Raw genomic sequence first — 12,547 nt, forward strand, 5'->3', positions numbered from 1 at the left:
CTTTCACAGGCGGAAGACGCCGTAGCCACGGGCGCCGGCCACCGGCGCGCTGTGAATCGCCGAGAGGCAGATTCCGAGAATCGTGCGGGTGTCGCGGGGATCGATGACCCCGTCGTCATACCCCAGACCGGAGGTGAAGTAGGCCAGGGACTGTTCCTCGACCTGTTTCTCGACCATGGCGCGCATCGCGGCGTCACCCTGTTCGTCGAATGGCAGCCCACGGGCCGCGGCCGCCTGCTGGGAGACGATCGAGATGACCCCGGCGAGCTGCGCTGGTCCCATCACCGCCGACTTGGCGCCGGTCCAGCTGAACATGAACCGCGGATCGTAGGCGCGCCCGCTCATGCCGTAGTTGCCGGCCCCGTACGAGGCACCCATCACCACCGACAGATGCGGGACGGTCGAGTTCGCCACCGCGTTGATCATCTGAGCGCCGTGTTTGATGATGCCGCCCTGCTCGTACTCGGCGCCGACCATGTAGCCGGTGGTGTTGTGCAGGAACAGCAGCGGTGTATCGCTCTGGTTGGCCAGCTGGATGAACTGGGCGGCCTTCTGCGCCTCCTGGCTGAACAGCACTCCCTGCGCGTTGGCGAGGATCCCGATCGGATAGCCGTGCAACTGCGCCCAGCCGGTCACCAGCGACGGCCCGTACAGCGGTTTGAACTCATCGAAGTCGCTGCCGTCGACGATGCGGCCGATGACCTCACGGGGATCGAACGGGACCTTCAGATCGGCCGGCACGATGCCGAGCAGGTCCTCGGTGTCCAGCTGCGGCTCGGCGTAGTTCGTCTGCGGAGCGGACCCGGCCTTGCGCCAGTTGAGCCGGCGCACGATGGACCGTCCGATCCGCAGCGCGTCGAGCTCGTCGACGGCCAGAAAGTCGGCCAGGCCGGACGTACGCGCGTGCATCTCCGCCCCGCCGAGCGACTCGTCGTCGGACTCCTCACCGGTGGCCATCTTGACCAGCGGCGGCCCGCCGAGGAAGACCTTGGCCCCACCCTTGACCATGACCGTGTAGTCGCTCATCCCCGGCACGTAGGCGCCACCGGCCGTGGAGTTGCCGAACACCAGAGCGATCGTGGGCCGGCGGTCGGCGCTGGCGGCGGTGAGGTTACGGAACACCGCGCCACCCGGGATGAAGATGTCCTTCTGGGTTTGCAGGTCCGCTCCGCCGGACTCGACAAGCGTGATGGTGGGCAGCCGGTTCTGCCCGGCGATCTGGTTGGCGCGGAAGATCTTGCGCACGGTCACCGGGTTGGACGCGCCACCCTTCACCGTGGGGTCATGGGCGATGATCATGCACTCCACGCCCTCGATCACACCCAGACCGGTGACCACCGAGCCGCCGACCGCGAAATCGGTTCCCCAGCCGGCCAGGACGCCGAGCTCGAGGAACGGCGAGTCCGGATCGATGAGCAGTTCGATCCGCTCCCGGGCGGTCAGCTTGCCGCGCCGGTGATGCCGCTCGACGGCCTTGGGGCCGCCTCCGGCCAGGGCTGCGGCCTGCTGCGCTGCGAGATCGGCGACGCGTTCCAGCATCACCTCCCGATTGGCGGCGTAGCCGGGCGAGGTCGCATCGACGCTGGTTTTCACGCGAGAAGCTCCTTGGGCAGGTTCACGGTGCGTGCGCGCAGCCACTCGCCGACGGCCTTGGCCTGCGGGTCGAAACGGGTGGACGACGCGACACCGTCACCGAGAAGTCCGTCGATCACGATGTTGACCGCGCGGAGATTCGGCAGCGCGAAAACCTCGATGCCGAGTCCCGCCGACTCCGGAAGCAGCCGGGAGACGACGGCCGGGGTCAGCCAGTCACGCAGCCACGCGTACGCTTCGGCCCGCCGGGGATGACCGACCGGGACCCAGACCCCCACGTTGGCCGTTCCGCCCTTGTCTCCGGACCGCGCAAACACCAAACGGCCCAACGGCACTTCGACTTCCAACCCTTCTCGGGTACGCCCGAAGCCGGCCACCGTCTCCTCCGGCGGGTCCGCGGTAACCGGCGGCGGCGCGATGTCCACCGGCGTGCCGTCGGGCCGGATCACGACGTGGGGCACCATCTCCTGGGGCAGATAGGCGGCACGGTAGATCCCGAACGGGGCCCCCGGGCCGGGCGGCGCGGTCACGTGGAAGCCCGGATAGGACGCGAGGGCCAGTTCTATGGCGGCGCTACTGAACGCGCGGCCCACCACAGCCGGATCAGGGTCCTTGACGCAGCAGCGCAGCACCGCTGAGGCCGCTGACTGGGTGGCGGGGTCGGCATGGTCGGTGCGTGCCAGGTCCCACACGATCTCCGCCGGCGGCCGGGCATCGAGTGCCTGCGTCATCTGCTGACGCACCCAGCTCGCCTTCTCCTCGATGTCCAGGCCGGTCAGGACGAACTCGACGGTGTTCCGCCACCCGCCGACACTGTTGAGGGCGATCTTCGTCGTCGGGGGAGGGGCGACACCGCGCACCGCGCTGACCCGCACCCGGTCGGGACCGGACTGCTGCAGCTCGACCGTGTCCAGGCACGCCGTCACGTCCGGATTGGCGTAGTGCGGCCCGGCCACCTCGTACACCAGTTGCGCAGTGACCGTGTCGACCGTGACCGCGCCTCCGGTGCCGGGATGTTTGGTCACCACGGCGGTCCCGTCCGCGCTGAGCTCGGCGAGTGGAAAGCCCAGCGGGCGGGTGGTGTCGACCGTGGCGAAACCGGAGAAGTTGCCGCCGGTGGCCTGCGTGCCGCATTCGAGGATGTGACCGACGGCGACGCCGGCCGCCAGGCGGTCGAAGTCGGTGCGCTCCCAGCCGAACTCGGCGATCGCCGGTCCCAGCGTCAGCGCCGCGTCGGTGACGCGGCCGGTGACGACGATGTCGGCGCCGGCGTTGAGCGCTTCGGCGATCCCGAAGGCGCCGAGGTAGGCGTTGGCGGTCAGTGCCCCCGCCCAGCCGTGTGCCGCGGCCTCGCCGATCAGGTCGTCGCCCTGTACGTGGGCGACGGCGACCTCGATGCCCTGCTCCGCCGCCAGGGCTCGGATGGCCTGCGCGAGCCCGGCCGGGTTGAGTCCACCGGCGTTGGTCACGATCCGTACCCCGCGTTGCCGGGCCAGCGTGAGGCAGCCGGCGAGTTGCCGCAGGAAGGTCTTCGCGTAGCCGAGCGACGGGTCCTTCTGGCGGTCCTTGCCCAGGATGAGCATGGTCAGCTCGGCCAGGTAGTCCCCGGTCAGGTAGTCCAGCGGCCCGCCCTCGAGCATCTCGGACATCGCCGAGAAGCGGTCACCGTAGAAGCCCGAGCAGTTCCCGATGCGGATCGTACGCATTGTCTGGTTCAACACCTCGACCATGGAAGTAGTGGTGACCGCCACACTAAACTTTCTGACAAAGTAGTCAAGTAAGGGGAGGAGTCTGATGGGACGAACCCGAACGAACCCCGCACCGACCGCACCGGCCACCGCCAAGGGCCGGCGAACCCACGACGCGCTGATCGCCGCCGGCCGGGAGATCATCGAGGAGCACGGGTGGGCGGGATTCACCACCGAGGCCGTCACTCAGGCAGTCGGCGTCTCCTACGGGACCTTCTACACCTACTTCGAGTCCAAAGACGATCTGCTGCGCAAGATCGTCCAAGCGGCCGCCGGCCAGATGATCACCGCGAGCCTGGTGCCGGACACCCCCGACGACCCGTACGCACGCATCGTCGAAGCGAACCGCCGATTCCTGGCCGCCAAAGGCAAAGCCGCCAAAGTGCTCCGAATGGTCGAGCATGGCGCCTACCTCGACGACAACCTGCGCAGCCTGCTCCTCGAGGTTCGTGAGTTCTACGTCGCCCGCAGCGAGGAAGGCATCCGCCGGCTGCAGGCAGCCGGGCTCGCCAACCCCGATCTCGATCCCCGCCTGACCGCGATCGCACTCGGCGGCATGGTCGAGCAGGTAGCCGTGATCATCGACGAACTACGCGAACCCCTCGACACGGAGAAGATGGTCGACCATCTCTCCCGGCTCTGGGCGTCGGCCATCGGCCTCCGGATTCCCGACACCAAAACCCAGAACCCGGCGTAGCCCAGTCGGGCTGTGGGCCAGTCCTGGAAGATCGCGGACTTGTCGAGGTAGCTGGGTGTCTGCGCGTCGAGCGGCGTACCACTGCCGGACAAGGTCGGCGAGATCGACCCCAACTCCTCGAACGGACTCGGCGGACTCCTCCACGAATACGAACATGCGGCTTGACCAGCATGGATGACATTCTCGACAATCACCCGCACCTTCGCTGGCGGTTGTTCGAGCCGCCCTGCGGCTGGCACCCGTACGTGCAGGTCGCCGCGGCGCTGGGGCGTGCCGGTACGCGCGGCTGACCGACCCGGAGCTGGCGCTGGCGCACGTGTTCGAGGTGCTCGACCTGATCATGGCCAGCTGGGAGTTCGGCCGGGTCCGAGTCGACGTGGACGCAGCCGGCCTGGCCCGGCAGCTGATCTCGACCGCCGCGTGGGTCCGCGCAGAAATGCCGCGGGAGCCGCCTCCTGTTGCCCGCGCAGGCACGGGAACTGATGCGCAGCAACGCCACCCGTGACGTGTACGACGGCACCGGCACCCGGGTCGTGGACGCGATCAATCCGGGCCGGGAGCTGCGCGAGTCGCTGGTCGCCTGAACTGGCACGGCGTAACGGGCCGAACCCCGCCGGAATTCGGCCCGATACGCGGGAATGTCAGTGCCTGCCGCAGGGCGAGCAGGCCGGCGGGCCGGACGGGTGCTCCCAGTAGCGCCAAAGGTGCGCTGGCGGCACCGAGTCGTCGTTCCGCTCCGCGGTGTAGACCCGGTAGATGCCGGTGGAGTACGGGTCGTTGTGCGTGGCGCTCAGCACGTGGCCGTTGCCGAGCCGGCTGGTGATCCGGACCTTGTACGGCTCGGTGTAGTCGATGACGGTCCAGTCATGCCCTGGGTCGACGCTCCACACCGCGGCGTACGCGCCGAAGGTGCCCGCGCCGCCGCCGGCCGGCCTGGTCGAGTTGTTGCTCAGCTCCCAGACTTCGCCGCCGAAGTTCTGGTAGTTCCGGAAGTTGTCCCGGTAGGCGTAGTACCACCACTGGGCCGGGGTGTTCGCGTTGCAGTTGGCAAGATAGACGCGCTTCGTTCCGGCGCCGCTCGGGGATTCCTCGTTGTTCATGCTGAGGCACTTCTCGTACGAGTCGTTCACAAGCATGTAGTAGCGGCCGGCGGGGGGTTCGGCGGCTGCCGGCGTTGCCGTGGCTGACAGGACAGCCGTGACGACGAGGGCGGCGGACAGGAACCGGCGGAGTTGGGGGAGACGCTTCATGGAACTCCTCAAGTCATCGCTGATCTTGACCTGATCCACATTGGTCTATCGGTCGGCGGGCCGCCGTCCCACTCGGGGTCCGCAAAATGAACATCCGGCGGCCTTCCGGTTGCTGGGGTGGCCGTCAGGGCGCTCGAAATGTCTCCATCAAACCCGGTGCGGAACAGTTTGACGGCCACCGGGCAGGCGGGAGCCCCTGAGTGCCTTGCCGTCGACGGCGATCACGGTCCGCTAGCGGCGCGGCCGTGCGGTCACCGGTGGCGTCCGGGAACGAAGCCGGCCGGCACCCCGCTGACCAGGGCGGCGTCTCGGCGGGTCAGCAGCCGCCACACCGTGCTGCTGGCCGGTACTCCCCGGGTGAATCCGAGCCGCTGCCGGTCCGCCTCGTCGAGGTCGTACAGCCAGTCGGTAATCGCGATGAACGAGGTGGCGCCGGCCAGGACCGCGCAGACCGCGACGGTCAACACCGCGGGCAGGGGATACCGCACTCCTTGTCCGCAACGACATCGCACGCCGAAGGGCCGCCGCCTTTGTCGTGATGCCATGACAGCGGCCCCCGGTGGGTGGTGGTGTCAGCTACCGGTCGGGTACGGCTTGGCAGCCGCTGTCCCCAGGGTCATGAAGGCGGACAGGTTGCGACTCCAGAAAGATGCCATGCAGCTGTACGCGGGGAAGAACCCACTGCAGGAGGAACTGCTGGGGCCGACCTCGATCGTGTATCCGGGCACACCCAGCGTGCCGTAGATCCAGTCGTCGGTGGCACCCGGCGCGAAGTAGTTCAGACCGCCGTCACCGTGCACGACCGTGTACTTGTTGGACTTGGCCATGTTCGTGGCGATCGTTTTGAGGTCGGTGTTGTTCGGCGCGAGCGAGTTCGTCCAGCCGTAGGGGTAGATGTTCAACTCGGCGTAACTATGCAGCGTGAGGAAGGTGCCGGTGGTGGCGGTCGTCGCCGCCGAGAAGTCGGCGGCCGGCTTGGTGTCGCGGTAGATGCTCGCCAGGAAGGTCTGAATGGCCCGCGTCTCCGGCTCGCTCCCGGCACTCGCACCGGGATAGGTCTCGGTGCACTTGGTGCCCTGGTTGACGTCCCAGTGGTAACTCGAGTTCCGGTTGAGGTCGACCCCGAGCCCGGTGCCCGAGCACCCGTTGTCGTGGGCGTTCTTGCGCTGGGAGACGGGCCGCGTCGAGTTCGACGAGACGATGTCGACGCCGTCCGGGTTGGCGATCGGGATGACCCACAGCTCGGTCGTGTCCATCAGCGTCGTCACGGCACCGACCTTGCCGTAGTTGGCCACCAGGTAGTCGATCCACATGTACGCGAGCTCACCGGTGGCCAGTTCGCGCGCGTGCATCTGGGCCATCAGCGTGAACTTCGGTTTCGAGCCGGTGGTGCTCAGCGCGCAGTCACCGGTGGTGATCTTCGTGATGCACAGGGCCTGGATGTCGTGACCGCCCCGGTTCTGGGTCTTCAGCCATGACTGGCCGATGGTCTTCAGGGCCGCCAGCTCCGGGTGGGCCGTCACGACCTGCTGGTTGTGGGTCTCGTGCGCGGCCGCGGTGTGATAGCCGCCGTAGTAGGTGTCGGCAGCGGCCTGCGCTGACACCGGCACCGGCTGGTAGAGCGGTCCGGTGTACCGCACGCTCAGGCCGTCGCGCAGTAGCCGCTGGGCTTGAGCCGCGGTCGCCAGGATCGGCACCCCGTCTCGCGACAGTCCTTCCATGACGTCGTAGCCGCGCTTGCTGAGGTTGTCGGCCAGCTCACCCACGGCGGTGGTGGGCGAGGCCACCACCCAGTAGCCCGGTTCGCTTGTGTCCGGGCCGGCCGCGGTCGCGCTGCTGGGCATCATGAGCCCCGCAGAGATCAGCAGGAGCATCGTGGTCGTCACTGCGGCCAGCAGCCGGCGCGCCCGTGATCGCCGGAAATACGGGAACCTGGTCATCGGCACCTCGGTCGTGGGATGGCCGGTGTCACCGTGCACCGACCGCTACCGATTTACGTTCATCGATTCACCTTTGGCCGTCAACATGCCGATGTGGTCATATCCCCGCACAGCCAGGCGCGGGTGCCGGCGTCCACGGTGCAGCCGGCACCGGCGCCCCCAGGCCACCTCAGCGGACGAGGCGCAGGCGGCGCCGATCATGGCGAGTGTGATGACGCTGTCGCGTGTGGGACCGAGGAAGCCGAGTGCGGCCTCGCCCACTGCGCAGACCGCTACACCGGCCGGGACGGGTAACCGATCTCAGCGAGATCCTCCGCGAGATCGGCCACCACAAGATCGGGGTTCAAGCGGCGAACCAGGTCGTCGGTCAGCGGGTGCAGAGCGAAAAACCTACTGACTGCGTCCAGGTCAACAGCTGTCTCGTAGTAGTCCTCGGCGAAGCGCTGGTACGCCACCGGGATGCCCTCGACGAGAACCTGGAACAGCCTGGTAGCGCCATCGGGATCCTCGTCGACGGGAAATGCCAGATCCCCGGCATGCCACCGGTCATCGCTCCGCTGCCGCCACAGGCATACCGTCGCTTGCAACCTGCCGTTGAAGCTGAACGCTGGCTCGGCGACACAACCCGAGAAGACATCAGGCGTCCTGTCGACCAGCCCAGGCCATAACTCACCGTTGTTGTTGGCGGGACTCATCGGCGATTCGTGGTCGAAGCCCCGGATGAACGCGCCAGCCGACGAGAACACGATCGACCAGGTATCTCCCGATCCGTTGCGCATCGAGGCCATCTGCTCTCCCGGCGCCCAACGCGAGTCAAACGAGTAGTACCGGTACTCCCACTCCGGGCTCATGACCGCGTCCAGCATCGCCAACGCTCGGCACCGTTCGCGAAGCACCGCGATGTCCGGCAGGGCACGCACTACGTCATGAACCGTCACCGGCACATCTAACCTCGATGAGCCTTTCGCACTGCCGCGACCCCAGCAATCTCACGAAGAGTCACTGCAGGTCACGACCATCAGCCCGAATACCAGACAGTCTGATTACACGATCCTGCCAGTCCGGCACCCCTCCTGGCCCTGACACCCACCCACCCCGGCGTCAGGCGTTAGCGGGACGGTAGTCCAAGCCCTCAGGAGAGGGCAGGAGGATGGCGGCATACCGACGGTCGTCGGCTATGTCGGCATCCTCGTCTACTTCGAAGCCGATCAGCGCACGCTGCAACGGCACATCACCGTGCACCACGGCAGCCACGTCGGCGAGCCAACGGTCGAGCGGGGCGCGCCAAGAAAGCGACTCGACACCGCTGTGCTCGTTGAAGGGATAGCCGCCGATTCTGCGGTCAACTCGGGCCAACGCGCCGAGCGGCAGGTCGAGATCCAGCTGGTCAACGTCCTCGTACCGAGACGAAAACCCGCCGCAGACGACGCAGCCGCCGGACGGCAGCGTCAGCGTCCCTCGTAGGTGACCGTGCTCGATTGACATCCTCGCCGTCCTAAAGGACGGCGATTCCAGCCGCGCTGCGCGGGGCGCGCGCAGTGTTCTGGTGGGTTACCGCTTCACTGCGCGCTGCCGGGACGGATCCTGGTCTTACGTGCGCTCGACGGTCGTTTAGCCTGTCCGCCCGTCCGGCGGCCAGGATGTTGACGGCGGCGTTGACGTCCCGGTCATGGTGACTGCCGCAGGGGCAGTCCCACGCCCGGACGGTCAACGTCATCTTGTCGCTGATCCGGCCGCACGCCGAGCACATCCGGGTGGACGGGAACCACCGATCCACCCGGGCGAACGTACGCCCGTAACGGGCGGCCTTGTATTCCAGCATGGCGGTGAAGCTCGCCCATCCAGCGTCATAGACGCTCTTGGCCAGCCTCGTGCGGCCGAGTCCGGCAACGCACAGGTCCTCGACGTACACCGCTTGGTTGTCGCGGATGATCGCCGTGGACAGTTTGTGCTGCCAGTCGCGGCGGGTGTCGGCCACCCGCGTGTGAGCGCGGGCGACCTGGACGACCGCCTTCCTGCGACGGTTACTGCCCTGGGTCTTGCGGGACAGGTTTTGCTGCAGCCGCTTGAGTTTGCGGGCGGCGCGGCGCAGGAACTTCGGGGCGGTCACCTTCGTGCCGTCGGACATGACCGCGAAGTGGGTCAGCCCCAGGTCGATGCCGACCTCGGACCCGATCGGCGGCAGGGTTTCGTCGTCGGCCGTGGTAACGACGAACGAGGCGAAATACCGGCCGGCCGCGTCCTTGATCACGGTAACCGAGGTCGGCTCGGACGGCAGGCTACGCGACCACCGCACCGCGATGTCGCCGATCTTCGGCAGACGTAGACGGCCATTGTCGAGGACCTTGAACCGGGCGTTGCGGGTGAACCGGATCGCCTGCCGGTTGTCCTTACGAGACCGATACCGGGGTGGGCCGACCGTGCGGCCCTGGCGTTTACCGGACAGCGAGGTGAAAAAGTTGCGGTACGCGGAGTTCAGATCGGCGAGGGCCTGCTGCAACACCACCGCGGACACCTCACCCAGCCACGCCCGCTGGTCGGTCTGCCTGGCCTCGGTGATGACCAGCTTCGACAGGTCGCTGTCGGAGATGTACTTCTCGCCCGCCTCACGGGCCTGCCGGCGCAGCCTGAGCCCGTCGTTGAACACCACCCGGGCGCACCCGAACGCTTGCGCCAGCGCGGTGCACTGGGTCGCGTCCGGATAGACCCGGTATTGGTAACGGAGCTGCACGATACCACCGTATCATGTTGGTCTATGGCTGGACTTCAAGGAATCCGTACTGGCAGGCACTGCACTTTCGCGATGCATGTTCACTTGGTTTTCGTGACGAAGTTCCGGCATAAGGTGTTCACCGACCAGCATCTGACCCGGATGCAACAGATCATGCGGGACGTCTGCGCCGACTTCGAAGCGGAGCTGGTCGAGTTCAACGGCGAGAACAACCACGTCCACCTGCTGGTCAACTTCCCGCCCAAGATGGCCGTGGCCCGTCTGGTCAACAGCCTCAAAGGCGTATCCTCACGCCGCCTGCGGCAAGAGTTCCCCGACCTGGCACGCCACTACTACCGGGCGAACAAGCTCTGGTCGGGTTCGTACTTCGCCGGGTCCGTCGGCGGCGCCCCGCTGAGCGTTGTGAAACAGTACATCGAGCAGCAGAACCGTCCCGGTTAGAGCACTGCTCGGGCCTTGACGGCCCTCCCAACGCGGGCCTTCACCCCCGGCTTGAAGGCCAGAGCACTGGCCCGCATTCCGGTAGCCGGCCGCGCCAGGCTCGACATCCACGAGTCCAGACGCGTCGACTCCGGATACTCGGCAGCCGTCGATGCCCGCTGCACGCCAGAGCGCCCGCGCGGCTCGGTCGAGGTTGTCGTCATTGACCGGGCCGAGAACCAGGTACAGCTCGTAGAAGCCGCCGGTCCAGTTCTCGCCGTCGTTCATGTCGTCTGCCTTCACGACATCAAGATCTTCGAACTGGGGGGTCAACGTCACCCTATTTCCTCGCTGATCAACGCCGTTTGCGGCTGGTGACACGTTTGCCGGCACCTCTACGCGATCTGCGTGATTGATCTTGAGCAGCTCTCGGACATCCCGCTAGCCTTGCCTCACTGCGATCGCGACTCCCTGAGGAGAGGGCTTGCACGCCAAGATCAAGTGGCGAGGCGACGAAGATGGCCATCTCGTCACCTGCGATGAAGAGTTCCGGCACGCATTCTCGGAGGCAGAACAGGATGCAGCCCGCCAGCCACTGATCGCTGTGGTCACTGTCGGCGATGGGGACTCGCTATCCATCGGGTTGGGTCGTGAGGTCTCGGTGTTGAGTTACGTGGGCGCATCCGGGAGCCCGCCGTACTTCAGCAGCCAAGGATCCGTGCGTGTGCGAGACGGCGAAGGCGTGGTGTTCCACTACTACGGGCACTGGTCGGAGTTCCCTCCGTCCGCTGCGGTGCCGGTAGAGGACGCCGTTGAAGCCGCTCACTATTTCTGCGAGCATGGCGAGTTATCCCCGCAGTTGGACTGGGTCGAGGTGTAGGCCCACCCGCTTGCCGATGCGTGGCCCGCCAAGTCCTTCCTCACCCAGGCGGCCTAGTCCAGCGCAGGCTCCCCGCAAGATCGAGCAGCGTCACGGCTCAGCCGACATCGGTATCCGGGTCGCGCAGCGGCCTGAGCCGCTGCGCGCTCGACGGGGCGGGGAAGGTGTAATGCTAGTACGCATGTTCGATTGGCTGAGGCGGGTCCCGTGATCGGCTCTGTCACCCCACGTCATGAGACTCGGCATTAAGGTGCCGTTCAGGTGACCTTGCGGCTCTACGGGCTTCCGAGCGTGGGATGGGAGGAATCAGCAATACGCATAGTCTGCGCTGATGTCTTCCTCGATCCGAATATTGTCCCCCGAAATCCAGCCCTTAAGACTAGTGCCATCCCGTCGCACATACCACCAGGTATTGTTGTAGTCATTAACCACGTAGCAGCGGAGCCAAACCCTGTCGTAGCCGTAGACTTTGCCGACATTCGCGCAATCCGCGTAGTAAGCGTCCTTGAGATTCCAGGTGCCCGACTTTACGATCGCGGATCCGTCGCCGTTCGTGCTCGGGACATAACTAAAGCCGCACGCGGCGAATGCCGGCTGGGCCGTGGCGACGCCGAGTCCAGCAGTGAGCAATGTCGCAGCAATCCCTGCGCGCAATGCTCGGGCAATAGAAAAACGCATCCTATGACTCCTTCCTTGCGGGGCCAAATGCCCCACAAATAGTCTTTCGTTTCGAGCGCCGCGTGAGTGCCGTGACGACCGGTGGCCGCATGTCCGCCACCCTGCTGCAGCGTTGCCGCCGCGGTGAGCGGGTGGCCGGAGCGACGGTAGCGCAGCCGACCGTGGCGTGGTCAACTAGCGGCCTGATCGGCCATACATTTCCGCATTTTTCGGGCTACCGAAGACCTCACCCGATCCGCAGACGGCGAACCCGGACTAGCCAGGACATATCTAAATTATGTTCTCAAACCGCAGGTCATCTGGCTGGAAAGTCACCCACGTCCTGGGGCTCCTCTATCATGCATGTCCATGAGACTTGACATTCCAGGCGGCCGAGCCAGGCCCCCACTCAGTCGTTTATCGGCTTCCGCTTGTCGAGCAACTCCGGAAATGCTGTCTGGAGCACGCAGAATTCGTTATCCCATGGGTCGCGCATAATCCAGAAGTCGAAGCCGCGTGTTTGCTGGCGATCCCAACGTTTGGCCCCAAGCGACTCAAGACGACGAACCTCGGCTTCAAGCATCATCGGATTCAAGGTCGAGATGAATGCGTTCCTCAGCGGTGTTGTCAA

16 protein-coding genes are annotated in these 12,547 nt (G+C 66.2%); 6 read left to right on the forward strand and 10 right to left on the reverse strand.

Translation table 11 applies throughout. From position 1 onward, the window contains the following. Window positions 1-3: 3 nt before the first annotated feature. Window positions 4-1,539, reverse strand: a complete 1,536-nt coding sequence (locus BJ964_RS32540) for an acyl-CoA carboxylase subunit beta (RefSeq protein ID WP_188127304.1) — start codon at window positions 1,537-1,539, stop codon at window positions 4-6. Window positions 1,540-1,589: 50 nt separating this feature from the next. Further along, window positions 1,590-3,299 carry an acyclic terpene utilization AtuA family protein gene (locus BJ964_RS32545; RefSeq protein WP_188124241.1) on the reverse strand — a complete coding sequence of 570 codons (1,710 nt, stop codon included), beginning with the start codon at window positions 3,297-3,299 and terminating at the stop codon, window positions 1,590-1,592. An 88-nt stretch (window positions 3,300-3,387) separates the two neighbouring features. Here BJ964_RS32545 and BJ964_RS32550 point away from each other — a divergent pair, with 88 nt between their 5' ends. From BJ964_RS32550 to BJ964_RS48415, 3 genes are all read left to right on the forward strand, one after another. Then, on the forward strand, window positions 3,388-4,038 hold the full coding sequence (locus tag BJ964_RS32550; protein WP_188124242.1) for a TetR/AcrR family transcriptional regulator: 651 nt from the start codon (window positions 3,388-3,390) through the stop codon (window positions 4,036-4,038). Between the two features lie 161 nt (window positions 4,039-4,199). Further along, the gene (locus BJ964_RS48410; RefSeq protein ID WP_262479386.1) at window positions 4,200-4,328 is read left to right on the forward strand and encodes a hypothetical protein; all 129 of its coding nucleotides are present in this window, start codon (window positions 4,200-4,202) and stop codon (window positions 4,326-4,328) included. A gap of 168 nt (window positions 4,329-4,496) precedes the next feature. Beyond that, window positions 4,497-4,622 (forward strand): hypothetical protein, encoded by a 126-nt coding sequence (locus BJ964_RS48415; RefSeq protein ID WP_262479387.1) that lies wholly within the window; start codon window positions 4,497-4,499, stop codon window positions 4,620-4,622. 57 nt (window positions 4,623-4,679) lie between these two features. Here BJ964_RS48415 and BJ964_RS32555 read toward each other — a convergent pair whose 3' ends face one another. The 6 genes from BJ964_RS32555 to BJ964_RS32580 all read right to left on the reverse strand — a co-directional run bounded on the left by BJ964_RS32555 (window position 4,680) and on the right by BJ964_RS32580 (window position 9,959). Further along, entirely contained in the window at window positions 4,680-5,288 is a 609-nt protein-coding gene (locus tag BJ964_RS32555; RefSeq protein ID WP_188124243.1) for a hypothetical protein, read from the reverse strand. 251 nt (window positions 5,289-5,539) lie between these two features. Further along, window positions 5,540-5,755, reverse strand: a complete 216-nt coding sequence (locus BJ964_RS48420; protein WP_229807405.1) for a transposase family protein — start codon at window positions 5,753-5,755, stop codon at window positions 5,540-5,542. A 105-nt stretch (window positions 5,756-5,860) separates the two neighbouring features. Further along, entirely contained in the window at window positions 5,861-7,228 is a 1,368-nt protein-coding gene (locus BJ964_RS32565; protein ID WP_203832888.1) for a M14 family zinc carboxypeptidase, read from the reverse strand. A 272-nt stretch (window positions 7,229-7,500) separates the two neighbouring features. Further along, entirely contained in the window at window positions 7,501-8,172 is a 672-nt protein-coding gene (locus BJ964_RS32570) for a hypothetical protein (protein ID WP_188124244.1), read from the reverse strand. Window positions 8,173-8,329: 157 nt separating this feature from the next. Next, window positions 8,330-8,713, reverse strand: a complete 384-nt coding sequence (locus tag BJ964_RS32575) for a hypothetical protein (protein WP_188124245.1) — start codon at window positions 8,711-8,713, stop codon at window positions 8,330-8,332. 10 nt (window positions 8,714-8,723) lie between these two features. Continuing rightward, window positions 8,724-9,959 (reverse strand): RNA-guided endonuclease InsQ/TnpB family protein, encoded by a 1,236-nt coding sequence (locus BJ964_RS32580; RefSeq protein ID WP_188124246.1) that lies wholly within the window; start codon window positions 9,957-9,959, stop codon window positions 8,724-8,726. A gap of 24 nt (window positions 9,960-9,983) precedes the next feature. On the opposite strand from BJ964_RS32580, the gene tnpA reads away from it, so the two are divergent. From tnpA to BJ964_RS32595, 3 genes are all read left to right on the forward strand, one after another. After that, window positions 9,984-10,400 (forward strand): IS200/IS605 family transposase, encoded by a 417-nt coding sequence (tnpA, locus tag BJ964_RS32585; RefSeq protein ID WP_188124247.1) that lies wholly within the window; start codon window positions 9,984-9,986, stop codon window positions 10,398-10,400. 51 nt (window positions 10,401-10,451) lie between these two features. Next, on the forward strand, window positions 10,452-10,757 hold the full coding sequence (locus tag BJ964_RS32590) for a hypothetical protein (protein WP_188124248.1): 306 nt from the start codon (window positions 10,452-10,454) through the stop codon (window positions 10,755-10,757). Window positions 10,758-10,863: 106 nt separating this feature from the next. After that, window positions 10,864-11,259: an Imm1 family immunity protein gene (locus BJ964_RS32595; protein ID WP_188124249.1), complete on the forward strand. Its 396-nt coding sequence runs from the start codon at window positions 10,864-10,866 to the stop codon at window positions 11,257-11,259. Between the two features lie 306 nt (window positions 11,260-11,565). Here the strand turns inward: BJ964_RS32595 and BJ964_RS32600 are convergent, their stop codons facing one another. Both BJ964_RS32600 and BJ964_RS32605 read right to left on the reverse strand, forming a co-directional pair. Then, on the reverse strand, window positions 11,566-11,937 hold the full coding sequence (locus BJ964_RS32600) for a hypothetical protein (RefSeq protein ID WP_183226437.1): 372 nt from the start codon (window positions 11,935-11,937) through the stop codon (window positions 11,566-11,568). 388 nt (window positions 11,938-12,325) lie between these two features. Then, window positions 12,326-12,502 carry a VOC family protein gene (locus tag BJ964_RS32605; RefSeq protein ID WP_188124250.1) on the reverse strand — a complete coding sequence of 59 codons (177 nt, stop codon included), beginning with the start codon at window positions 12,500-12,502 and terminating at the stop codon, window positions 12,326-12,328. Window positions 12,503-12,547 lie beyond the last annotated feature (45 nt).

The organism is Actinoplanes lobatus, assembly GCF_014205215.1.
Taxonomy (GTDB): Bacteria; Actinomycetota; Actinomycetes; order Mycobacteriales; family Micromonosporaceae; genus Actinoplanes; species Actinoplanes lobatus.